The sequence below is a fragment of the Aerococcus viridans genome, assembly GCF_001543285.1.
GTDB classification, from domain to species: domain Bacteria; phylum Bacillota; class Bacilli; order Lactobacillales; family Aerococcaceae; genus Aerococcus; species Aerococcus viridans.
Genome location: NZ_CP014164.1, coordinates 2,120,748 through 2,144,596, shown reverse-complemented (window position 1 = coordinate 2,144,596; position 23,849 = coordinate 2,120,748). Strand labels below are relative to the sequence as shown.

General features: G+C 39.4%; 17 protein-coding genes and 3 pseudogenes. 18 read left to right on the top strand and 2 right to left on the bottom strand.

From position 1 onward, the window contains the following. Positions 1 to 14 precede the first annotated feature (14 nt). From tkt to AWM76_RS09970, 7 genes are all read left to right on the top strand, one after another. Positions 15 to 2,012: a transketolase gene (gene tkt, locus AWM76_RS10000; protein WP_003142052.1), complete on the top strand. Its 1,998-nt coding sequence runs from the start codon at positions 15 to 17 to the stop codon at positions 2,010 to 2,012. 65 nt (positions 2,013 to 2,077) lie between these two features. Beyond that, entirely contained in the window at positions 2,078 to 2,731 is a 654-nt protein-coding gene (gene fsa / locus AWM76_RS09995; protein ID WP_003142053.1) for a fructose-6-phosphate aldolase, read from the top strand. A gap of 45 nt (positions 2,732 to 2,776) precedes the next feature. After that, complete coding sequence (locus AWM76_RS09990; protein WP_003142055.1) at positions 2,777 to 3,418, top strand: NUDIX hydrolase; 642 nt, start codon at positions 2,777 to 2,779, stop codon at positions 3,416 to 3,418. Positions 3,419 to 3,501: 83 nt separating this feature from the next. Beyond that, positions 3,502 to 4,098 (top strand): ECF transporter S component, encoded by a 597-nt coding sequence (locus tag AWM76_RS09985; RefSeq protein ID WP_003142057.1) that lies wholly within the window; start codon positions 3,502 to 3,504, stop codon positions 4,096 to 4,098. Positions 4,099 to 4,113: 15 nt separating this feature from the next. Continuing rightward, on the top strand, positions 4,114 to 4,623 hold the full coding sequence (locus tag AWM76_RS09980) for an acyl-CoA thioesterase (RefSeq protein WP_039935212.1): 510 nt from the start codon (positions 4,114 to 4,116) through the stop codon (positions 4,621 to 4,623). Positions 4,624 to 4,972: 349 nt separating this feature from the next. Then, positions 4,973 to 6,433 carry a proline--tRNA ligase gene (gene proS / locus AWM76_RS09975; protein WP_039935214.1) on the top strand — a complete coding sequence of 487 codons (1,461 nt, stop codon included), beginning with the start codon at positions 4,973 to 4,975 and terminating at the stop codon, positions 6,431 to 6,433. Between the two features lie 267 nt (positions 6,434 to 6,700). Next, positions 6,701 to 7,723 carry a serine hydrolase gene (locus AWM76_RS09970; protein ID WP_003142063.1) on the top strand — a complete coding sequence of 341 codons (1,023 nt, stop codon included), beginning with the start codon at positions 6,701 to 6,703 and terminating at the stop codon, positions 7,721 to 7,723. 349 nt (positions 7,724 to 8,072) lie between these two features. Here the strand turns inward: AWM76_RS09970 and AWM76_RS09965 are convergent, their stop codons facing one another. Continuing rightward, a complete protein-coding gene (locus AWM76_RS09965) occupies positions 8,073 to 8,870 on the bottom strand; it encodes an ABC transporter ATP-binding protein (RefSeq protein WP_106427286.1) in 798 nt (265 codons plus the stop codon). A 385-nt stretch (positions 8,871 to 9,255) separates the two neighbouring features. Between AWM76_RS09965 and ilvB the strand changes: the two genes are divergently transcribed. From ilvB to AWM76_RS09930, 7 genes are all read left to right on the top strand, one after another. Then, on the top strand, positions 9,256 to 10,956 hold the full coding sequence (gene ilvB / locus AWM76_RS09960; protein WP_167541425.1) for a biosynthetic-type acetolactate synthase large subunit: 1,701 nt from the start codon (positions 9,256 to 9,258) through the stop codon (positions 10,954 to 10,956). Next, positions 10,953 to 11,207 carry an ACT domain-containing protein gene (locus tag AWM76_RS09955; protein WP_003142069.1) on the top strand — a complete coding sequence of 85 codons (255 nt, stop codon included), beginning with the start codon at positions 10,953 to 10,955 and terminating at the stop codon, positions 11,205 to 11,207. The genes ilvB and AWM76_RS09955 overlap by 4 nt, the downstream gene beginning before the upstream one ends. 63 nt (positions 11,208 to 11,270) lie before the next feature. Beyond that, positions 11,271 to 12,281, top strand: coding sequence for a ketol-acid reductoisomerase (gene ilvC / locus AWM76_RS09950; RefSeq protein WP_039935218.1), 1,011 nt, complete (start codon positions 11,271 to 11,273; stop codon positions 12,279 to 12,281). Between the two features lie 50 nt (positions 12,282 to 12,331). Beyond that, complete coding sequence (gene ilvA / locus AWM76_RS09945) at positions 12,332 to 13,591, top strand: threonine ammonia-lyase IlvA (protein ID WP_039935220.1); 1,260 nt, start codon at positions 12,332 to 12,334, stop codon at positions 13,589 to 13,591. Positions 13,592 to 14,152: 561 nt separating this feature from the next. Then, a complete protein-coding gene (locus tag AWM76_RS09940) occupies positions 14,153 to 15,109 on the top strand; it encodes an ABC transporter ATP-binding protein (RefSeq protein WP_039935222.1) in 957 nt (318 codons plus the stop codon). Further along, the gene (locus tag AWM76_RS09935; protein WP_004262215.1) at positions 15,109 to 15,918 is read left to right on the top strand and encodes an ABC transporter permease; all 810 of its coding nucleotides are present in this window, start codon (positions 15,109 to 15,111) and stop codon (positions 15,916 to 15,918) included. The genes AWM76_RS09940 and AWM76_RS09935 overlap by 1 nt, the downstream gene beginning before the upstream one ends. Before the next feature lie 238 nt (positions 15,919 to 16,156). Then, positions 16,157 to 17,344 carry an SAM-dependent methyltransferase gene (locus AWM76_RS09930; protein ID WP_004262218.1) on the top strand — a complete coding sequence of 396 codons (1,188 nt, stop codon included), beginning with the start codon at positions 16,157 to 16,159 and terminating at the stop codon, positions 17,342 to 17,344. A gap of 386 nt (positions 17,345 to 17,730) precedes the next feature. On the opposite strand, the gene AWM76_RS09925 is transcribed toward AWM76_RS09930, so the two are convergent. Next, positions 17,731 to 19,071: an ISL3 family transposase gene (locus AWM76_RS09925; protein ID WP_060779296.1), complete on the bottom strand. Its 1,341-nt coding sequence runs from the start codon at positions 19,069 to 19,071 to the stop codon at positions 17,731 to 17,733. A 357-nt stretch (positions 19,072 to 19,428) separates the two neighbouring features. On the opposite strand from AWM76_RS09925, the pseudogene AWM76_RS11120 reads away from it, so the two are divergent. The 4 genes and pseudogenes from AWM76_RS11120 to AWM76_RS09910 all read left to right on the top strand — a co-directional run. After that, positions 19,429 to 19,506 (top strand): annotated as a pseudogene (locus AWM76_RS11120) (CAT RNA binding domain-containing protein); the annotation flags it as partial. Positions 19,507 to 19,551: 45 nt separating this feature from the next. Next, on the top strand, positions 19,552 to 20,223 hold the full coding sequence (locus AWM76_RS09920; protein ID WP_235585504.1) for a BglG family transcription antiterminator: 672 nt from the start codon (positions 19,552 to 19,554) through the stop codon (positions 20,221 to 20,223). 205 nt (positions 20,224 to 20,428) lie between these two features. Continuing rightward, a pseudogene (locus tag AWM76_RS09915) lies at positions 20,429 to 22,331 on the top strand (beta-glucoside-specific PTS transporter subunit IIABC). A 29-nt stretch (positions 22,332 to 22,360) separates the two neighbouring features. Then, a pseudogene (locus AWM76_RS09910) lies at positions 22,361 to 23,827 on the top strand (glycoside hydrolase family 1 protein). The last annotated feature ends 22 nt before the right edge of the window (positions 23,828 to 23,849 follow it).

Here is a 23,849-nt window from a genome sequence, read left to right as displayed (position 1 = left end):
AAGGAGTGAAATGAATGTTTGACAACACGGATATTTTAGCAACAAACGCTATTCGTGCTTTAAGCACAGATATGGTGGATAAGGCGAATTCTGGACACCCAGGTTTACCTTTAGGTGCTGCACCAATGGCATATGCCCTATGGTCTAAACACCTGCGTCAAAACCCACAACACAGTAAGTGGACTAACCGCGACCGATTTGTATTATCGGCTGGACATGGTTCCGCAATGCTTTATAGCTTACTTCACTTATCAGGATTTGATGTATCTTTAGAAGATACGAAAAACTTCCGTCAATTCGGTTCGAAAACCCCTGGACATCCAGAGGTACACGTAACTGACGGTGTAGAAGCAACAACAGGTCCATTAGGTCAAGGTTTTGCTAATGCAGTTGGTATGGCTATGGCTGAAGCGCATGACGCGGCTATTTACAACAAAGATGATTTCAATGTTGTGGATCATTTTACTTACACCCTAGTTGGTGACGGTGACTTAATGGAAGGTGTGACGCAAGAAGCAGCATCTCTAGCTGGTCATTTAAAACTGAACAAATTAATTGCTTTATACGATTCAAACGATATTTCATTAGATGGTCCTACTTCTAAGGCCTTCACTGAAAATGTTGGTGGTCGTTTCAAAGCTTACGGCTGGGAACACATTTTAGTAAAAGACGGTAATGATTTAGAAGCAATCAATACTGCAATTGAACAAGCTAAAGCTAACACTGATCAACCTACATTAATTGAAATTAAAACAATTATTGGTTTCGGTGCTGAAAAACAAGGTACTTCTGGCGTTCACGGTGCGCCATTAGGTGTTGAAGGCTCTACTTTCGCTAAGAAAAAATTTGGCTGGGACTACGATGCATTTGATATTCCACAAGAAGTTTATGACCGCTTCAATGAAGTCGTAGCTTCTCGTGGTCAATCTGAAGAAGAAGCTTGGAACAAGCTATTTGCTGACTATAAAGCAGCTTACCCAGACTTAGCGGCTCAATATGAACGTGCTTATGCAGGTAAATTACCTGAAGGTTGGGAAGCTAACATCCCTGTTTATGAAGTAGGCGATAAAGCAGCAGCAAGTCGTAAAACCTCTCAAGCAGCTATTCAAGAAATTGGTAAAGCTTTACCAGAATTCTGGGGTGGGTCAGCTGACTTATCTTCATCTAACAACACAATGAACGATGCAGACGAAGAATTCCAAGCAGGTTCATACCAAGGCCGTAACATTTGGTATGGTGTGCGTGAATTTGCAATGGCTGCAGCTATGAACGGTATTGCTTTACACGGCGGTTCTAAAACATACGCAGGTACATTCTTCGTATTCTCTGACTACTTACGTCCAGCAGTTCGTTTAGCGGCAATCTCTAAATTACCAGTGACTTATGTATTTACGCATGACTCAATTGGTGTTGGTGAAGATGGTCCTACTCATGAACCAGTTGAACAATTAGCTTCATTCCGCGCAATGCACAACGTAAATGTTGTTCGTCCTGCAGACGGAAACGAAGTAGGTGTGGCTTGGAAATTAGCTTTAGAATCAGAAGAAACACCAACAATGTTAGTCTTAAGTCGTCAAGACTTACCGGTTATTGAAGGTACTAAAGAAAACGCTGAAGAAGGCGTTCGTAAAGGTGCTTACGTGATTTCACCAGCTGCTGGCGAACAAGAAGGTGTCTTAATCGCGACTGGTTCTGAAGTGAGCTTAGCGATTGAAGCGCAAACGCAATTAGCCGAAGAAGGCATCAACGTATCTGTTGTTTCTATGCCGTCTCAAGAAATCTTCGATGCACAAGACGAAGCTTATAAAGAGTCTGTATTGCCAAAAGCAATCACTAAACGTGTAGCTGTTGAAATGGGTTCTTCATTCGGATGGGCTAAATACACTGGCTTAAACGGTGCAATTGTTGGTATTGACCGCTTTGGTGCTTCAGGTAAAGGTGCTTTAATCCAAGAAGAATACGGCTTTACACCTGAAAATGTTGCCAATACTTATAAGGGTTTAGCTGACTAATTCGTCAGCTACCGCCTTTGTCACTACGACAGTTATGAATTAGCTAACAGGAGGCTTTTGAAAAAATGAAATTTTTCTTAGATACTGCAAACATTGATGAAATTAAACGAATTAATGACTTAGGTTTAGTTGACGGTGTAACAACTAACCCATCTCTAGTGGCTAAAGAAGGACGCGATTTTGAAGAAGTAATTAAAGACATCGCTGGTACAATTGATGGTCCAGTTTCTGCTGAGGTTACTGGTTTAACTTACGAAGAAATGGTTGAAGAAGCACATGCAATCGCTAAATGGGCTGACAACGTTGTTGTTAAAATCCCTATGACCGAAGCTGGTTTGAAAGCTGTTAACACACTTTCTAAAGAAGGTATCAAAACAAACGTTACCTTGATTTTCTCAGTTTCTCAAGGTTTAATGGCGGCTAAGGCTGGTGCAACTTACATTTCACCATTTATCGGTCGTATCGATGACTTAGGTCAAGACGGCTTGAAATTAATTGCTGAATTACGTGAAGTATTAGATATCTACGGTTACGAAGCTGAAATTATTGCGGCATCTATCCGTCACATTGTCCACTTTGAAGGTTCTGCTTTAGCGGGCGCTCACATTGGTACTATTCCAGGTAGCCTATTCCCTAAATTATGGGGTCACGTCTTAACTGACAAAGGTATCGAAGGCTTTACAGCTGACTGGGAAGCTTACCAAAACCGCGACAAATAATTTATTATCAAAAGATCAACATCAATTGAAGGAAGGGCGATTGTGATGGATGAGGTTAGACGTATCTTTCAAACCTACGAACCACGCCCTCTCGACGTTGAAAAAGCATATGCCGTCTTAATCCCTCTAGCCAAATTGGACGGGGAATGGCATATTTTATTCGAACACAGGGCAAACGGCATTTCCCAAGCTGGGGATGCCGCTTTTCCTGGTGGTCGGGTAGAAGCGGGCGAAGGGTTTGAGCAAGCCGCGGTCCGTGAAACGACGGAGGAGTTGGGGCTAAGCCCTGATAAGATCGACGTGGTTGGGGAAATGGATTATATTGTCATGGGCAAACGAATGATCGGTTGTTATGTTGGTGAATTAGCCATTGAAAGTTTGGATGTTTTGGCCCTCAATAAGTATGAAGTGGACCATGTTTTTACCATCCCTTTGCGTGAGTTGAAGACCATGATACCTGACGTCCATTATGTGGCCCACCACCAGCAAGTGGCGGATGATTTCCCTTTTAACCTAATTCCAGGTGGGAAACAATATAATTTTAGTCGATCTGAACAAGGGGAAATTCTTTTTTACAATATTCAAGGGGAACATTTATGGGGAATGACTGCTAAATTAACTGCCCGTTTTGTGGATATACTGAAGGGTAAACATCTTTCATTTAATCAGGATGACAAGGAAGGCTAGCTCAATGTTAGCCTTTTATTTTTGGGCGGATTCGTGGTATGATAACGCCACATATATTATAAATTTAGATATCGAGGTTTATTATGGATCATCAAAAAGAACGGACCGCCAGATTAACTGTGATTAGTTTGATGTTGGCGATTTTAATTATTCAAACTTTTGTTCCTGGAATAGGCTATATCCCGATTGGACCAGTCCAGGCAACAATTATTCATGTAACAGTTATTATCGGTGCTAGTTTATTTGGACCACAAACTGGACTTATCCTCGGTGCTTCTTGGGGTATTTTGCGGATGATCAAGGCGGCGATTGTGCCAGATATCATGTCAGTGGTATTCTTGAACCCTTTGGTATCCGTTATTCCGAGGATGTTAGTTGGTTTGATTTCAGGTTGGTTAGCTGTCTATCTTGATGGTAAGGTAAAAGATAGAACAAAATTTATCATTACAGGTGTTATCGGCTCTATTGTGAATACAGTTACTGTTTTAGGTGCGATTTACCTATTTTCAGCAGAAGCTTATGCGAATGCGCTAAATATCCCAACATCTGCTTTAATTGCTACTTTTTTAGTTACTATTGGTAGTAATGGTTTATTAGAAGCTGTCACTTCAGGGATTTTAACGCCTATTCTATCGTTACCCTTAAGTAAATTACTTAAAAGGTCCGGAATGAATGATTAAATGGAGGTCAGATTTATGACACAAGTAACTTGCAAACGAACAAAGGCAGTACAATCACATCGAATTATGCCTAATCAAACCAATTTCTACAAAAACATGTACGGGGGTCAATTGTTATATATTATGGATAACGTGGCGTCTGTTTCGGCGGGTCGACTGACAGATTTTGGTACTATGACTGCCAACATGGATAATATTAATTTCTTAGCCCCCTTACCAGAAGGGGATATTGCCCACGTTGAAACTTATGTAACAGGTGCCGGTAAACGGTCAATGGAGATTTTTGCTAAGGTAATTGGCGAAAATCGCACAGGCGAGCGGTACTTAGCTGCGACTGCCTTTTTAACCTACGTGGTCTTGAAAGATTATGTAGATGACGACTATCACTTACCAGAAGTTGTGCCACATACAGATGAGGAAATCTATCTATGTAAGGGTTATGAAACCCGGAAAACGGCACACGCTGACAACCGTCAAGCTACTAAAGAATTGATCAGTCAGCTAACAGTTGAGTTACTAGATTAAGTAATGGGCGCCTTTTTTCAAAGGAAAAGGACTTGAGATATTGACTTTTAGCGGGTAATCAAGCAAAATATAGGCTGTAAGCTATACGAATAAATAAACGATTTGTAGACTAGTAGTGTCGTCAAGGATTAAGCGAGATGTGACCAGGTGTAAGCACATCCCCACTGACTACATGAACCTGCTACATGTAAAAATCGCCTTGAAAGAGGCACGGTGGCGCCGTTAACGCATTTGAGAGAGCTGGGGACGATGGATTTCCTGGCTAAAAAAGGTGGCACCGCGAGCATTTCGTCCTTTATGGATGAAGTGCTTTTTTGGTTATCAGCATATTTTTAAAAGGAGCATGAAAATGGCGAAGCAAGAAGCAACAGAAAATTTACAACAAACAGATTTTTCAAAATGGTATTTACAAGCAATTCAACAGGGTGATTTGATGGATTACGGTCCTGCCCGTGGGACAATGATTTTTAAACCAGATGGCTTTTTATTATGGGAATCATATAAAGATGCCTTCAATGAAATGTTGAAGAAGGAAGGTATTCGTAACGCCTACTTCCCAATGTTAATTCCAAAACACTTCTTTGAAAAAGAGGCTGACCACGTAGAAGGTTTCGCCCCTGAATTGCCATGGGTAACTGAAGCAGGTGAGGAAAAATTAGAAGAGCCATTGGCATTACGGCCAACTTCTGAAACTTTATTCGGAAACGCTATGTCTGACTGGATCAACTCATACCGTGACCTACCAATGGAATTAAACCAATGGGCTAACGTCTTCCGCTGGGAAAAACGGACATTACCATTCATCCGTACGTCAGAATTCTTATGGCAAGAGGGTCATACAGCGCATGCGAATGAAGAAGAAGCACGCGAACGTACCATGAAAATGTTGCACTACTATACACAATTGGTAAAAGAAGTATTTGCGATGCCAGTTTACGAAGGGCAAAAAACACCATCAGAGCGCTTTGCGGGTGCGGTTGATACTTTCTCAATCGAAGCGATGACAAAAGATACAAAAGCCATCCAAGCAGGGACTTCTCACTACTTGGGCCAAAACTTTGCGGAAGCTTTTGATATTAAATTCTTGAATGAAGACAACCAACATACATACGTACACACAACATCTTGGGGTTCATCAACTCGTTTAATCGGTGCCATGATCATGATCCACGGTGACGAACAAGGGTTAGTCTTACCGCCACGCGTTGCCGGTACACAAGTATCCCTAATCCCTGTTGGCAATATCAAGAAAAATCCACAAGTACTTGAGAAATTACAAGAAATTAAAGCCACTTTATCAGCAGCTGGCTTACGCGTAAACCTTGATGATTCAAACAACTCACCAGGTTATAAATTCAATGAGTCTGAAGTACACGGTGTACCATTACGGATTGAATTTGGTCCACGTGATATGGAAAACAACCAGGTCATGATAAAAATGCGTGATGTTGATGGTAAAGAAGCCTTCTCATTAGACGGAGACTTACTTGCTGAAATCAACACACGCTTTGATGACATGCACCAACGTCTTTACGATAAAGCGGTAGCTTTCCGTGCTGAGAATGAACATTTTGACATTGATACAATGGATCAATTAACCGCTCACCTTGAAGCTTGTGAAGAAAACGGCGAGCGTCCAGGTTGGATCTTAGCTGGTTGGGATGGTACTGACGAATCAGAAGCAGCCATCAAAGAAGCCACAGGATTTACTTCGCGTAATATTCCATTCAACCCACCAATAGAAAAGACAGTTGACCTATATTCAGGTAAACCTGCTAAATACACTGTGTGGTATGCACGTGCTTATTAATGATAGGTAGGTGTGAAAAACGTCGGGAAATTCTGACTTTTTTAAACCCGATAATGTGAGCAATGTTAAAGAGGATAGGGTTGTGATATGAAGTCACAACTCTGTTTTTTTAGAGATGGGATATAGAATTAACATACTCTTAAAATATAAAACATCATTCATTCATATTAAGTGACAATTTGTCACAGTATCATCATATTTTATTGTTAAAATGCAAATGCATGGAACGAGAACCATAGAATATTAAAAATGAATAAGGAGTAATGCATGTCGAAAAGAAGAAAAAAATCTAGTATTAAACCGCTAGTGCCCTTCTTTATTTTAGGAGTGGCCTTAGTAGCGGTATTAATTGCTATATTTAAATATAATGATGAGAGTGAAGGGGATTCTTTAACAGCGACAGTAGACGAATCTACTGCAAGTGAATCCTTAGGTAGCACCCCATTAACCTTAAGTGATGAAGAAGTATACAACCTGGATTTGATGCAGGCCAATGGTGTAGCCATGATTGACCCAACTTCTTATGACTCAATGGCTGATGTCATTGAAGATACAATGGTCGAATTTGGTGTAGATGAAAGTCAAATTTCATTAGAATTCATCAATTACCAAACAGGTGAAAGTTACACGGTTAATGAAAATAACTTTCAAACAGCTGCTTCTACTATCAAATTACCATTGTCAGTTATTTATGTAGATGCGATTGATGAAGGTACCATTGATTGGGATACAGAAGTGACTTATACATATGCTGATTATGAGGAGGGTGATGGGACTATTACCGCAGCAGTTGCTAGCGGCACAGGTCAAGCAGCCTATACTATCGAAGATTTAATCGCTAACGCCTTGATGTATTCAGATAATACAGCAACGAATATGTTGATTAGATACTATAATGAACTTTACGGATCAGAAACATATAAAACAAGCATTGCTAGTAGTGTGGATGTCGCAATTGATGAGGCATTCTATAGCGACAACGTTGCTTCTGCTAAACTGCTATCAGCTTACTATGATTTATTAGCAACGGATGGTGCCTATCAACCACTTGTGGATTATCTATTGAATACTTCACCAGACCGCTTATTTACAACATATGTGAACAGCAGTTTGATGGCGAATAAATATGGTAACTACGGCACTGCCTTAAATGACGGTGGTATCTACTATGAAAACGACGAAGCTCAATATAGCCTAGTTGCTTTAACAGATGGCCTAACAGATGGTACAGGCTTCTTGGAAAACTTAAACCTGCGTGTTAACCAATACTACCGCGCAAACTATGAATAGGTACTAGACTTCATATACGTCTCTGAACCTATTGTCTAAATTTGGGTGACATTCATTCCGTTAAAAGCTCAAATAATCATATTCACCTTTCAAAGCCGTGATGAACTATCGCGGCTTTTTGAGTACCATAAATGTCGTTCAAAGATATTATGCAATACTGCATCGGTAGTTTAAATACGTCAAAAAAGACTGATGATTTTAGCCATCAGCCTCTTTGAAAGAATGCCTTTACTTGTGAATGGAAAATATTGAAAGTAAGGTATAGCCGAGGCAAAAGCTTTCCTGGCGAATTTTCTTAAAAGCAATGATCGAGAAAGTCCGGCCGAAGGATTGATAGTTCTTGTATAAATTATTTTGGCATTACCAAAATGCGACCTTTTTTAAAGGGACGTAAAAGTACTGGTTGGCCGTAGAAATCATGCAATTTATCAGGGTCTAGCATCAAGGGCCGATCACCTTTGGCAAAGATTTCCCCATCTTTTAATAAACAAATTTTTTGGTAAAGTGGAATGATTTCCTCGGTATGGTGGGTCACCATTAATTGGGTGACTTCTGGCTTTTCTTTGGCCAATTTGTCCAGCATGGCTAGAAGACTTTCGCGAGCAAATAAATCTAGTCCACTAGTAGGTTCATCTAAGATTAATAATTCAGGTTGGGTCATTAAGGCCCGTAAGATCAAAACGGTTTGTCGTTCACCTTGAGATAGGGTCGCCATCCTGCGGTTCCTAAATGCGGCGAAATTAAAGGTGTCTAAGAGATCTTCAGCTTCCTGGATTAAAGAATCCGTTACTTTTTGATAAAGGCCTAGATTGGCAAATTTACCCGAAATAATGGTATCTAATACAGATAAGTGGCTTGGGATTTCCTGGTTGATCCTAGCAGAAACTATACCGATTCGTTTTTGTAGGTCAGGGATTGAGGATACGCCAAACAACTGGTCAAGAACCTTCACCTGACCGCTAGAAGGAAAATGATAGCCGGTTAGAATATTGATGATGGACGACTTACCAGACCCATTCAAACCAAGTAGGGCCCAGTGTTGCCCCTGGTTGATGGTCCATTGGATGTTTTTTAATATGGCCTTATCTTGGCGGTTGAAGCAGATATTGTCGAGTTCGATGATGGTTTTTCTTGTGGTTGATGTCACGGGCGTGTCCTTTCTGAATGTAGTCGCATATTCTATTAAATTAAACTTATCATACCAAGTAAGAAAGTCAATATGGCGAATTACAGATATATAAATGAGAAAACAATTAAAAATAGCCATTGACAAGTTAAAGAGTTCTCAGTATACTTTCGTTATTGAATCATTCAAAAAGACGAGAGGAGTTTCACTCATTATGAAATCGTTCAAAGAAGCGAATTTTAATATTGTAGTCATTATCGTGACGTAGGACTGGAATTAACTACTGTTAATTTGAGTCCTATTCGATGTTGAGTGGGACTTGGCATCCCACATACTGTTTGTGGGATGCCTTTTTAATTGCTTTCAATACCAAGGAAATGAAATTTTAAAGAAATGGGGTGCTCATGTGGAGAGAACGAAGAAGACCAGTATAGGAACGGAATTACTCGTCAATGCCTTGCGAGATCAAGGGGCAGAGATTATTTTTGGCTATCCTGGTGGTGCAGCTTTACATATATATGATGAATTTTTCCGCCAGAATGTCAATCACGTCTTAGCTCGTCATGAACAAGGTGCTGGTCACATGGCTGATGGTTACGCCCGTGTGGCTGGCCAAGTGGGTGTAGCGGTGACAACTAGTGGACCGGGAGCGACAAATATTGTCACTGCGGTGGCGACAGCGCAGATGGATTCGGTGCCTCTAGTCGTCATTTCGGGCCAGGTTACGACATCTGGTATTGGGAAAGACGCCTTTCAGGAAACCGACGTTGTCTCTTTAATGACGCCAATCACGAAATATGCCTATCAAGTTGAAGATGCTAAAGATATTCCACGTATCATCAAAGAAGCTTTCTACTTAGCGAATTCCGGCCGTAAAGGACCTGTCTTAGTGGATATTCCGAAAGATATCGGCGTGCAGGAAGTAGCTTTAGAAGATATTGATGATAGCTTCGATTTACCAGGTTACAACATGGATCATGAGGTAGACTTGGGAGCGGTAGCTGCGATTAAGGAAGCTTTGCTTCAAGCTGAAAAACCTTTGTTGTTAGTAGGGAACGGTGTGGTGAAATCTGAAGCCCACCAAGAACTACGCGACTTTGCTCATCAGTACAATATCCCGGTAACCCATACCCTACTAGGGATTGGCTTACTTGCTAGTGATGATCCCCTAAACTTAGGGCTAGCAGGGATGCACGGAACGTATGCAGCCAATATGGCCTTGATGGAGACAGATTGTCTCTTAAATATTGGTAGCCGTTTCGATGACCGGGTGGCTTCTAATCCTGACAATTTTGCGCCGGATGCCAAGATTATCCACGTGGATATTGATTTAGCGGAGATTGGCAAGATTATGGAACCAGATATTGCCTTACTGGCAGATGCTAAAACGGCTTTGGGGGCCCTTTTACAAGGAGCTATCGCGGGCTGGTCTGATAAGACGGACTGGTTGGCTCACCAAGCGGCTAACCAAGCCTTACATCCTACTCGGGTGCCTGAGATGACAGACGCGATTCGACCACAAGCGGTACTGGATTACTTAGGGAAGGCGACGGATGGTCAGGCCTATATCGTGACCGACGTTGGCCAACACCAAATGTGGGCTGCCCAGTATTATCCTTACCAATTCCCTGGCCAAAACTTAACGTCAGGTGGACTGGGTACTATGGGATACGGGGTGCCGGCAACGATTGGGGCGGCATTTGCGGCGGATGAGAAACATCCTGTTGTAGGGATCATCGGTGACGGGGGATTCCAAATGACCAACCAGGAATTGAATATCATCCAACATTATGGCATTCAACCGAAATTTATTATTTTAAATAATACGGTGCTTGGGATGGTGCATCAGTGGCAACATGCTTTCTATTCAGACCGTTATTCACATTCTGAATTTGGATCGAGCTTGCCAGACTTCGTGAAGTTGTCGGAAGCTTTAGGCGTGAAGGCGGCTAAGGTAACGGACCCAGCGGATATGCAGGCGGCGGTAGATGAGATGTTGGCTTATGATGGGGCTTATGTATTAGAAGTCTTGATTGATAAGTACGAACGGGTTACCCCGATGGTGCCATCTGGTAAGGCAAATAATGAAATGGAGGGCTTATCATGATCTTTCAATTTATCCGATTAAAAGTAGTGAATAGGCCTGGTGTTTTAAACCGGGTGACACAAGTTGTCCTTAAACCGCGTTATAACATTGACACTTTAACCCTAGCAGGGGCGGACGATCCGGCGATTTCCTATATAACGATAGGGATTAATTTCCAAGATTTGGAAGCGGCGACTCTTTTGACCAGACAATTATTGAAGCAAGTGGATGTGGTGAGTGCAACACTGTTAGACCCATCTGAGCTTGGCTAGGATGGCTATTTTTCAAAGAATTGACACAAGAACACTCAACAGATATATATGGAGGCAAAAAATATGGCAAAAGTATACTACGAAAAAGATATGACCAGTAATGCATTATCAGGTAAACAAATCGCTGTAGTCGGCTATGGTTCACAAGGACATGCGCATGCGCAAAACTTACGAGATAATGGCCAAAATGTCATTATCGGTATCCGTGAAGGTAGCTCTGCAAACCGTGCGCGTAACGATGGATTTGATGTATATTCAGTTGCCGAAGCGACGAAAAAAGCGGATATCATCATGATTTTATTACCAGATGAAATTCAAAAAGATACTTACGCCAATGAAATTGCGCCGAACTTAGAAGCAGGAAATGCTTTAGCCTTCGCCCATGGTTTCAACATCCACTTCAAAAACATCCAACCAGATCCTTCAATTGATGTGTTCATGGTTGCGCCTAAGGGACCTGGACACTTGGTACGCCGTGAATTTACGAAAGGTTCAGCGGTGCCTTCATTATTTGCGGTATATCAAGATGCAACAGGTAATGCGCGCGACTTAGCCATGTCTTGGGCTGATGGTATCGGGGCAACTCGTGTAGGAATCATCGAAACAGACTTCCGTGAAGAAACTGAATCTGACTTATTCGGTGAACAAACTGTATTAATGGGTGGGACCACGCATTTAATTCAAGCAGGTTTTGAAACTTTAGTTGAAGCTGGTTACCAAGCAGAAATTGCTTACTTTGAAGTAATGCATGAATTGAAATTAATCGTAGACCTATTGTATGAAGGTGGTATGGACCACATGCGTAAATCATGTTCAAATACTGCTGAATATGGGGACTACGTATCAGGACCGCGTTTAATTACACCGGATGTGAAAGAACGTATGAAGGATGTTTTAAATGATATCCAAGATGGTTCATTCGCTAAACGTTTCACAGATGATTACGATAACGGCTTTAAAGACTTCTATGCAATGCGTGAAAAAGAGCAAGGGCACCAAATTGAAGAAGTTGGTGGTCGCTTACGCGAAATGATGCCGTTCGTTAAAGAAAATGCGGTAGATACAAACAACTAGAACTGGCGGCAAGCCAATCAAAAAGGGTCAAGATGAGAGAGGGATACTACATGGTCAAAAGTGTCAATAAGGAGAAGGTACTGGGTGCCTACAAAAAATTACAGTCGGTCGTCAAGCAGACACCTTTACAATATGATCAATATTTATCTGATAAGTATAAGGCCAACATTTATTTGAAACGTGAGGACTTGCAAGTTGTGCGTTCATTTAAATTAAGAGGTGCCTACTATTCAATTAGTGAACTCAGTGAAAAAGATCTAGCTAAAGGTGTTATCTGTGCCTCAGCCGGCAACCACGCCCAAGGGGTAGCCTTTGCTTGTAACGAAAAGCAAGTAATGGCAACGATTTATATGCCGAATACGACACCCGCTCAAAAAATTAACCAAGTAAAATATTTTGGTGGCGACTATGTGAATATTGTGATTGAAGGAGATACTTTCGATGAGTGTAGCCAAGCTGCGCATGAATTTGGTGCTGAAAACCAGATGACCTTTATTGAACCTTACGATGATGAAAATGTCATTGCAGGCCAAGGGTCATTAGCTGTTGAAATCCACCACAGCCTAACTGCCGATGGGGAAACTGCCGACTATGTCTTAGTGCCTATCGGTGGGGGTGGATTGATTTCTGGTGTTTCTGCATATGTCCGTGAAGCCATGCCTGAAACCAAAATTGTTGGTGTTGAACCAGCCGGTGCAGCATCCATGAAACTAGCCCTTGACCAAGGTCAGCCGACAGCACTTGAGAAAGTGAACAAATTCGCGGATGGTACAGCGGTTGGTAAGGTAGGGGACATCACCTTCCAATATGCGAAAGACAATATCGACCGCATTGAAACAGTCGAAGAAGGTAAGATTGCGGGTACTATCATTGACTTGTACACCAAGCAAGCCATCGTAGCCGAACCTTCAGGTGCCTTGACCGTATCTGCCCTAGATAATATGGCTGAAGACCTTGTTGGCAAAACAGTTGTCTGCATCATTTCTGGTGGTAATAACGACATCAACCGCATGGCCGAAATTGAGGAAAAAGCATTGATTTATTCAGGAACTAAACAGTATTTTGTAGTGAATTTCCCGCAACGACCAGGTGCATTAAGAGAATTTGTAACAGACGTTTTAGGGCCGGACGATGATATCGCTAAGTTTGAATATACCAAGAAAATTTCCAGGTCAAATGGCCCAGCTCTAGTCGGTATCCTGCTGGGTGATTATGAAACCCTACCCGGTTTATTAGAAAGGTTGAAAAATTTCGACGCCAATTACATTTCGGTATCTGAAAATCCGACATTATATGAATTTTTAGTCTAATGACTCGCTGGGTCACAAATGATAGGGAAATCCTATAATACCAACGTTGAAAACGTTTCATAAAAAGGCTTTCATTTTTATTTGAACCATGCTATAATGTTTTTGAGGCAATCTAGACCTCTAATAGATTGCATCATCCTTTCATTTTTGTTTTTTCCTTTTTCACCCTCAAAGCGATGAGGGTGTTTTTTTGTTTAAGGGTGCGAACGAGACCGCTAAGCTCAAAAACACTGGAAGGTTATGGTAGTATCACACGAAGTGTGATGCAACATAGTCTGAAGTGGACTTGAGCTGGTCGAGTGAGCCCGACTATAGTGCAAATTTAGAAAGTTATTACTCGACTTTGGCTTCTGCCTTCTTGCGCTCGATTTCAGAGTTATTTAGCCTCGGCTATACACTTCCTATCATTGCCTTCAATGCAGTGGGACCGTCCTTAGCCATGGTCTAATGACTTGCCTGATATAAATTTATATCGAAAAAAATAGGTATTATACTTGATTTTAATCGTTTACATATGTAAACTATATAACTACAAATGTAAACAGAAAAGGAGTGTTTATGATGTCAGATATTATTTTAAGAACGGAAAACCTTAAAAAAGCTTATCCAACAGCTTCTGGTAAACCTTATGAAGCAGTAAAGGGTATTTCTATAGCAATTAAACGTGGGGAAATTTATGGTTTCTTAGGACCTAATGGTGCAGGAAAATCAACGACTATTAATATGTTAACAACTCAATTGCAACCTTCCTCTGGAGAGATTTTTGTGGATGGAGAATCTCTTACTAAAAATCCAGCTGCGGCTCGTTTAAAAATTGGGGTAGTTGCCCAACATAATAATTTAGATAGAGGGTTAACTGCAAGAGAAAACTTAATTTACCATGCCCGTTACTTTGGAATGGATGAAGAGACGGCCAATAACCGGGCGGATGAATTACTCGAAAAATTTGGATTAACTGACAGACAAAATGATTACGTAGCTTCATATTCTGGTGGAATGGCACAACGGTTAAAAATTGCACGGGCGATTATGCATAATCCAGAAATTATCTTTTTAGATGAACCAACTACTGGATTAGATCCAGCTTATCGCGAAATTTTGTGGGAGCAAATGCTTGAATTAAATCGTCAAGGAACCACAATCTTCCTAACCACTCACTATATGGAGGAGCCTGAACAACTTGCAGATACCGTTGCGATAGTCAGTCAAGGAGAAATTAAGGCGATTGACACAGTAGAAAATCTGAAGAAAATGATGCCTTCCAATAAAATTGTGTACATTCAACTGAGTGAATTAAAAGAGGCATACGCCAACCAAGCTAATGAACTACCAGGCATTCATCATGCAGATATTCAAGATGGGATCCTTCAGTTATATCCAGAACATGAGGCACCAGATTTAAATGCTATCTTGAATTGGGTTAATCAATTGGACACGCAATTAGAGGATATTAGATTAAGCTCAACTTCATTAAATGATGTGTTTATATACTTAACTGAAGACAAGGAGGTTAAATAATGGCGAGTAAACGAACAAATAATATTTCGTGGACAGCTTTTAAGGCTATGGTAAAACGAGACTTGGTAATTCAATGGCGTGATAAAGGTGAGTTTATTTTCCGTGTGGCCATGCTACCATTTGTTTTGATTCTTCTATACGGATATATTTTACCTAGAATTGGTATATTAGATGAGTCTTTCCCTAATCAAATGTTTCCGGGTATGGTAGGGATGAGTTTAGTTATTACTGGTATTCATGGAACTGCCATTCCTTTATCAATGGATTTCAATAATACACGAGCGATTGAGGACCGTTTATTAGCACCAGTTGATGTTAGAATTATTGCATTATCTAAAATGTTTGTAGGTATACTAGAATCTTGGATTGGCGCGTTAATCGTTTTGCCAATTTCCCTTTTATTCATGGGCACAAATTTAAATATTCAAATGACGTTGGATGACTTACCTTTATTCTTATTAATTCTCGTTTTAGCAGGAATTACTTCTGCAAGTTTAGGGTTATTGGTAGGGACAATTGTAAAACCACATCAAATTGCTGCGATGTTCCCTGGTTTCCTAATGCCCCTAGTCTTTACGGGTGGCGTATTCTTTACTTGGCAAGCACTAGAAGCCACTCCTTGGTTCCAATACCTTGTACTGATTAACCCGTTAGTATATGTAAATGAAGCTATTCGGTACGTTTTAACACCGCAACTACCAAGCTTCCCAATTATGATGAGTCTGGTTGGTATGGTTGTTGTAGCATTTATTATGGCTTACTTTGGCTTTAAACGATTTACAAATATGAGCCAAGGAACATTGAAATAGAAGAATAAAGAATCACCTAGTTCAGCTGGGTGATTTCTCTATATTATGCAGAATTTTTTGTCTGAAAGTGATTTGGTATTTATAGCTTTAAAAATATTTAGAAAACGTTTACGAAATTTGTTGACAACGCTTACAACTAGAGATAATATTGCAATTAGATAAAGAACAAGGATAAAGTCCATATAATTGGGTAAATTATTAATAGTCTTGTAAAAATAAAGGTAAAGGAGTGAAATAATTGTTAGTAGAAAAAATGGCAGTAAAAAAATTTCTCGATACTTATCCTAGAGAATTATTCGAAGAGAGTTTTAAAATAGTATTTAATGACAAATCAAAAGAAGAAATAAAAGTTGGAGAGGGAGAAGTAGGGTTTACAATTATATTAAATGAATCATTTAACAAAAAAGATTTTTTAAAAGATCCATCTATAGTACTTGGTGAAGCATATATGGACAAGAAAATAGAAGTGGAGGGAGATCTTTACAAATGCCTTAGTATGATAATGCACATAAGAAAAGAATTGTTGGAAAAAATTAAAACATTAGAAAAAAATGAACCTAGGAGAAATGATGTATCCAAGGAAAAGCAAGAACAAGAAGTAAAATCACACTATGATTTGGGAAATGATTTTTATAAATTATGGTTAGATGAGACTATGAATTATTCTTGTGCTTATTTTAAAAATCCAGATGACACTCTTTATCAAGCCCAATCTAATAAAGTAAATCACATAATTAATAAATTACAATTAAAAGATGGTATGTCTTTACTAGATATTGGATGTGGATGGGGTGACTTGTTAATAGTAGCAGCTAAAAAATACAATATAAAAGGAACAGGCATCACATTAAGTCAAGAACAGTACAAGGGATTTAAAAGTAGAATTGAAGAAGAAGGTCTTGAGGATCGGTTAGATGTCAAATTGATGGATTACAGAGATCTTAAAGATTCAAAACTATTATTTGATAGAGTAGTAAGTGTAGGCATGATAGAACATGTAGGAAATGAAAATTATGGTTTGTTTTTAGACAATGTAAAGGCTGTATTAAAAACAAAAGGAGTGTTTTTATTACACTTCATAAGTGGTGGCAAAGAAAGTGGAACAGACAAGTGGATGGATAAATATATATTTCCAGGTGGAGTTATACCGAGCCTAAGGGAAATAATATTTAAAGGTGTTGACAGAGATTTTAATGTAATTGATGTTGAAAGTCTAAGAAGACATTATATTAAAACATTACTTTGTTGGCATGATAACTTTACTAAAGAAGAAGATACTGTTAAAGAGATGTTCGATGAACGTTTTGTAAGAATGTGGAGATTATATTTACTTGCATGTGCAGCTAACTTTAATGTAGGGGGAATTGATTTACATCAAATAGTTTTCACCAATGGAGTTAATAACACTCTAGCAATGACTAGATAAAACTTATATTTCTTATAAAGTTTTAAACTAGCCTATAAAATAGAAAGGTTCTTTTACAAATAGTGTTGGTAAATAATTTTAAAGCACACGAATACGTTTTTTAGTTTTTAATAATAATTAAGAAATCAATAAAGTTAAATGCCATGCACGCTGTGATGTGTTTGGCTTTTTTCTTGCCTTTAGGCAAGGGAAGTGACCAATGGGATAACATTTCTAACAAATGGTGTTTTGTCCTTCAGTGTACGTTCCTTAAAAGCCGTGGCACCAGCGAGAGCCAAGGTCTCTCTGCTTTGAAATCGAGCCTTAGTCTCGATTTCATGCTTGTTCACGGCTAAGGACGTACACTTTCAGTCCTCTTTATTCAAAAATATACCACTATCCCTGGGTTAGCTTGCCATCCCATCAAATGTATAAGGTTTAGGATTGGATGGTTTGTAATTTAATTTGAATTGGACTAAAATTCTTGCACGTAAATGATGGAAGTTCGAATATCCAAAACCTGTTCGTTTAATTAATTTAATTTTATTATTAATACCTTCGGTAGGACCATTTGATACAGTATATTTTAAAGCGTTATGTATATAAGGCAAGAATTTGGCTAATGTTCTGATAGTTCTTCTCGTACGACTTGGCAAAGTTTGGTTCTTAGTCCCACGTAGGATTTCATTGAAAATATTGATATCATGAGTTGAAATGGCATATTTTAGTTCATTCATCAGGGTATAAGTAACTAAAAGTTCGTGTGAGATACTCAAAAGATAATCAACAATACGTTGTTCTGATATCGCTTCACCAAATTGACGAACATAATGTGTATCCGTGAAATTTAAATCTTCAGCGTTCTTTAACAACAATTTCCATTGTTTTTTGAGTTTATTGTAGTCCGATGGACGGCTTGTTTTGATAGCATTCATCACTTTAATACGAATAGAATTGATTGTTTCATTCAACAGCTTTACTATATGGAATCGATCAATGACAATCTTCGCATTAGGGAAACATGTGCGGATGACCTCTAGATAAGGTGTATATAAATCAATCGAAACTGTCTTCACGCTGCTTCGAGCAGTCCAGGTAAAAGAAGAAAAGTAATCGATGAGCGACGCTTGTTTTCTATCAACGACAATATCAATTAGCCTTCTATTATGCGTGTCCACAAGGACAGCACTCATCGCATTGGCTACACGATTAGTCGATTTAAACTCATCTACACCGAGGTGATTCGGGAGATAATTTCCCTTAGGTGATAGTCCCATACTTGCTTTCATTAAAGTTCTGGCCACTGTTGGAGAAGAGACATGATAACGTTTAGCGATTAACCGCATAGATTGCGTTTCAACCAATTCGGAGCTAATTTGACTTTTAATGGTTTTAGAAATACAGCAAAATTTTTCAACTAATGGTGTTTCAGCGATAAAAGTTTGTGCACAATGTTTACAATAAAAGCGTTGCTTCTGTAATTTAAGTAAAACAGGATTAGTAGCTGTGTTCGGTAATCGAATGATAGCTGGTTTAAAGCCATGTTTGATGATATCTCGATTACCAGTATTCTTTACACCACAGTGCATACAAGCCTTAGGCTTGTACGTAAGAACCCCATGTAAAACGAAATGATTTATTTCATGATACTTTTCAAGTGGCAACAGATGCATAGATTTTGGTATTGTAATATCAATATTATTGTCGTAAATACCGCAAAGTTGTTTTATAATAGATGTATGGGACATGATTTTTCCTTCTTTCTGTATTCGTAGTGGTTTACACGCATTAAGGATATCATGTCCTTTTTGCGTACACAAAAATAGTGTCAATGAGATTCAATATGAATTCTCACCAACACTATTTATTATAGAACCAATAGAAAAACTATAAGAATATGCCTTCAAAGTTGTGTGAGTAACTTTGAGGGCATATTTTTATAATATTTTGAGAATATGAAGAATTTATTATTGCTCTGGTCTTTTTTGTGTATAAGAACTTGTTCCCATGAAAACATCGAGAGAGGGTGTGGGGAAACTTGTTTTAAAATCGTAAAGAGAATTAATAATAATGTCGTGTTTTCAAGTGATGATGACTGACGTGAAATAATTTTAATTGGGAAAGGGTTAGGCTTCCAAGCCAAGGTTGGCGATCCAATCGATGGCAACAATATTGAAAAACGTTATTATCCTGAAGGAGACGTTGATCTCGAACACATTTTGATGGTGATGACAAATGCCAGTGATGAAGAAATATATTGGATTTATAAAATCGTATCCTTATTTAAAGAAAAAATGGATGTAGCCTTTAATCCCAATCTCTTCCTCACACTTACCGATCATATCTTGTTTGCGATACATCAGCAAAAACAAGATCCCAATTTGATGAATCCCATGCAATGGGAAATCAAAAGAATTTACCCTAAAGAGTATGCAATCGCTGAAGAAGCGGTGGACTTGGTCCGACAAAAATTGTCACCGAATTTTCCGCAAACAGAAGTCGCTGCAATCACCCTGCATTTTGTAAACGCGCAACTGGACCGAACGGCCAACCAATCTGCTTATGAACAGATGGCATTGACCAACGATATTATTCGTATCGTTGAGTTCGCAACGAATATCCACATCGATGAAAATTCAGTTTATTTTCAGCGGTTTGTCACCCATATTCGTTACTACTTAATACGCCAGGGACAAGAGCAAGAAAATGACCAACCGGTTAAAAATGACCGAATGGTGGAATTGGCCTTCATTTCCTATCCTAAAGAGAAAGAAGCAGCCGATAAAATTAAGGAATACCTATTAGAAGCCAAGGGCTGGCAAGTCAATGATATGGAATTATTATATTTAATCCTACATATTGGCAATCTCGTTAGTCACTCAGCTAATAGAAAAAAATAAAATAATGTCTAGTTACGGAAAAATACTGGATTCGTTACGGTTCGGCCGGCAAGACCTGCATTTTCTATTTTATTAGTAGCTTAGGATAGGCGTGTGTGTACCTCCCTACACATACGCCCATCTTAAGGTATTTCAGGAATAGATTTGTGGGTCTTTTTTATATCAATAGTCAGTTAGATTTTATAAAAGAAGAGGAGTAGAGAAAATGGCGAAATACACTCAATTAGCAGAAGATATTGTCGACAAAGTCGGAGGTAAGGAAAATGTTAAGGAAGTAAGACACTGTGTGACGCGTTTGCGTTTCTATTTAAAAGACGAAAGCAAAGCCAATACAGAGTATTTGAAGAAACGTGATGGTGTGGTAACAGTCATGCAAGCTGGTGGACAATACCAAGTCGTTATCGGTAACCACGTACCCGAAGTATATGAAGAAGTATTAAAAGCAGGCAACTTTGCTGATGGTGGTGAAGTAGACGCTGATGACGATGGCGAAAAAGGGAACTTGTTTGACCGATTTATCGATGTTGTTTCTGGTTTATTCCAACCCTTCCTTGGTGTCTTAGCAGCTGCTGGTATCTTAAAAGGGGTAACAGCCTTAATGGCAGCAACTGGTGTAGATGCTACGTCAGGTATCTACCTTTTAATGAACACAATCGGGGATGGTTTGTTCCAATACCTACCAATGGTATTAGCAGTTTCTGCTTCTAAGAAATTCAAGATGAATACTTATACGGCAGTAGCCATTGCTGGTGCTTTAGTTTATCCAGGTTTAGCTGAATCATTAACAGAAGCAACCAATATTTTGGGCTTGAATTTTACCTTACCAGCAGGTGGCTACTACAATACTGTATTACCAGTAATTTTAGCTATTTTCTTAGCTTCTAAAGTAGAGAGATTCATGAAAAAAATTACACCAGATGTGATGAAATTATTCGCAGTACCTATGGTTACTTTATTAGTTACCATTCCATTAACGTTCCTACTAGTAGGACCTATCGCGAATACTGCTTCTGATTGGATTGGTATTGCATTCTCTGCAATTTACAACTTTAGTCCAATAGTTTACGGTTTGGTATTGGGTGTTTCTTGGCAAATCATGGTTATGTTCGGATTGCACTGGGGTCTTGTACCGATTGCCATCTTGGATGTAGCGCAAAACGGCTCATCTGTTATCTTAACAGCTGCAGTATTACCAAGTTTCACTCAAGTTGGTGTCTTAGCAGCTATCTATTTAAAAACGAAAGAAGACAAAGTTAAAAAAAGGTATATTACCTACACTAATCTCAGCAATCTTTGGAGTTACTGAACCAACAATCTATGGTTACACTTTACCAATGCGTACACCATTTATCATTTCATGTATTGTCTCAGGTATTGTCGGTGTCTACTTATCAATCTTTAATGTAACAATGTACGCTATGGGTGGTATGGGTATCTTCTTATTCCCATCATTTATTGAACCAACTACAGGATCATTCCACTCAGTAATCCACTTAGCGATTGGTAGTGTGATTGCCTTTGTCTTAGCTTTTGCTATTCAAATGTTTGTTAAAGTACCTACTTTATATGGAGACGATGAAACAACTAGTGCAACTGAAGTAACAGCAAGTGACGACCAACCAGTTTTAGTATCTGCTAGCGTGTCAGATGCTAAAGATCAAATTTTAAATAGCCCATTACAAGGTAACATTGTGCCATTAGCTTCATTAGAAGACCAAGTGTTAGCAACTGGGGCAATGGGTCAAGGGATTGCCATTGAACCAAGTGAAGGTTTAGTCACGGCGCCGGCAGACGGATTAGTACAAATTCTTTTTCCAACGAAACATGCAATCGGCTTTATTACAGATGGTGGGGTAGAAATTTTAATCCATATTGGTATGGACACGGTTGAATTGGAAGGTAAATTCTATGAAGCACATGTTGCTCAAGGTGACCATGTGAAGGCGGGCGATTCGTTAGTATCCTTTGATATTGAAGCGATTAAGGCGGCTGGCTACCAAGTGACTACACCGGTTATCATTACTAATACGCCGGCTTATACAAATGTGGCAACTACTGAAGCAGGAGCAGTTTCCTATACAGATGAGTTAATTGAAGTATTTGCATAGACACTAAAAACTTAAGAAAGAGGGATTATATAACAAACAAGGCATTTCCACAAGGATTTTTATGGGGCGGGGCAACAGCTGCCAATCAATTTGAGGGCGCTTGGAATGAAGGCGGTCGTGGGCCAGCGACCTCTGATACAGCGGTAGCGGTAGCACCGGAAGACCGGAAGAATATGTCGGATTTCGCTGCACCGATGAATCGTGAGCACGTACTTTTTGCTTTAGAAGATCAAGAAGGCTTATACCCTAAACGTTGGGGTTCTGACTTCTACCACCGCTACAAAGAAGATATTGCCTTGTATGCTGAAATGGACTATAAAACTTTCCGTTTATCCATTGCTTGGTCACGTATCTTCCCGAATGGTGATGATAAAGAGCCAAATGAAGAAGGCCTAGCTTTCTATGATGCTGCTTTTGATGAATGTTTGAAATACGGTATTGAACCATTAGTGACTTTATCTCAATACGAAACACCAATCGGCATTGCCTTAAATTATGGTGGTTGGAAGAACCGTGAAGTAATTGATTTATTCATTAAATACGGTCAAACAGTTCTAGAACGTTACCAAAATAAGGTGAAATACTGGTTAACCTTTAACGAAATTAACATTATGGGGATTTCCGGATATGTAGGTGGTGCTTTATTATTTGAAGATGGTAAACAAAACTTATCAGACATGTATCAGGCAGCTCACCATCAATTTGTGGCGTCATCGTTAGTGACTAAATTCGCCCATGAATTGAAGGCAGATTTAAAAGTGGGGATGATGTTAGCGCGTATGGAAGCTTACCCGGCATCACCAAACCCATTAGATGTTATGGAATCAGTTCATAAAGACCATGAAAATCTATTCTTCTCAGACGTTCAAGTACGTGGTAAATACCCAGCATACACAAAACGTTTCTTAAAAGAAAACAACATTCATGTGGAAATGGCTGAGGGTGATGAAGCGATTTTAGCAGCCCATCCAGTTGATTTCATGTCATTCTCTTACTACATGTCATCGATTGCACGCCATAATCCGGATGAAGGCGCAGGCGCAACTGCAGGTAATTTCTCTATTTCAGAAGAAAATCCTTATCTAGAAGCCTCTGACTGGGGTTGGCAAATCGACCCAGTTGGTTTACGGATTACCTTAAACAAGTGATACGACCGCTACCAAGTGCCATTGTTTATCGTGGAAAATGGTTTAGGTGCCTTCGATACCGTAGAAGATGATGGTTCAATCCATGATGACTACCGTATCAACTACTTAAAATCACACATCCAACAAATGCACGAAGCCATTGAAGATGGTGTTGACTTAATGGGTTATACACCTTGGGGCTGTACTGACCTAGTATCTGCGTCAACCTCTGAAATGTCTAAACGTTACGGATTCGTCTATGTAGACGCAGATGACCAAGGGAACGGTACATTTGACCGTTCACGTAAAGATTCATTCTTCTGGTACCGTGATGTCATTCAATCAAATGGTGCTAATATTTTAGCTTAATTTAATAGAAAGATGGGTATCA

Excerpts from the sequence above, each read along its gene's own strand:
- AWM76_RS09925 (WP_060779296.1), bottom strand. The coding sequence starts at position 19,071 with ATGTCCCATACATCTATTATAAAACAACTTTGCGGTATTTACGACAAT.
- AWM76_RS09920 (WP_235585504.1), top strand. The coding sequence starts at position 19,552 with ATGACAAATGCCAGTGATGAAGAAATATATTGGATTTATAAAATCGTA.
- AWM76_RS09985 (WP_003142057.1), top strand. The coding sequence starts at position 3,502 with ATGGATCATCAAAAAGAACGGACCGCCAGATTAACTGTGATTAGTTTG.
- ilvC (WP_039935218.1), top strand. The coding sequence starts at position 11,271 with ATGGCAAAAGTATACTACGAAAAAGATATGACCAGTAATGCATTATCA.
- AWM76_RS09970 (WP_003142063.1), top strand. The coding sequence starts at position 6,701 with ATGTCGAAAAGAAGAAAAAAATCTAGTATTAAACCGCTAGTGCCCTTC.
- AWM76_RS09935 (WP_004262215.1), top strand. The coding sequence starts at position 15,109 with ATGGCGAGTAAACGAACAAATAATATTTCGTGGACAGCTTTTAAGGCT.
- tkt (WP_003142052.1), top strand. The coding sequence starts at position 15 with ATGTTTGACAACACGGATATTTTAGCAACAAACGCTATTCGTGCTTTA.
- AWM76_RS09940 (WP_039935222.1), top strand. The coding sequence starts at position 14,153 with ATGTCAGATATTATTTTAAGAACGGAAAACCTTAAAAAAGCTTATCCA.
- AWM76_RS09955 (WP_003142069.1), top strand. The coding sequence starts at position 10,953 with ATGATCTTTCAATTTATCCGATTAAAAGTAGTGAATAGGCCTGGTGTT.
- AWM76_RS09990 (WP_003142055.1), top strand. The coding sequence starts at position 2,777 with ATGGATGAGGTTAGACGTATCTTTCAAACCTACGAACCACGCCCTCTC.
- fsa (WP_003142053.1), top strand. The coding sequence starts at position 2,078 with ATGAAATTTTTCTTAGATACTGCAAACATTGATGAAATTAAACGAATT.
- proS (WP_039935214.1), top strand. The coding sequence starts at position 4,973 with ATGGCGAAGCAAGAAGCAACAGAAAATTTACAACAAACAGATTTTTCA.
- ilvA (WP_039935220.1), top strand. The coding sequence starts at position 12,332 with ATGGTCAAAAGTGTCAATAAGGAGAAGGTACTGGGTGCCTACAAAAAA.
- AWM76_RS09980 (WP_039935212.1), top strand. The coding sequence starts at position 4,114 with ATGACACAAGTAACTTGCAAACGAACAAAGGCAGTACAATCACATCGA.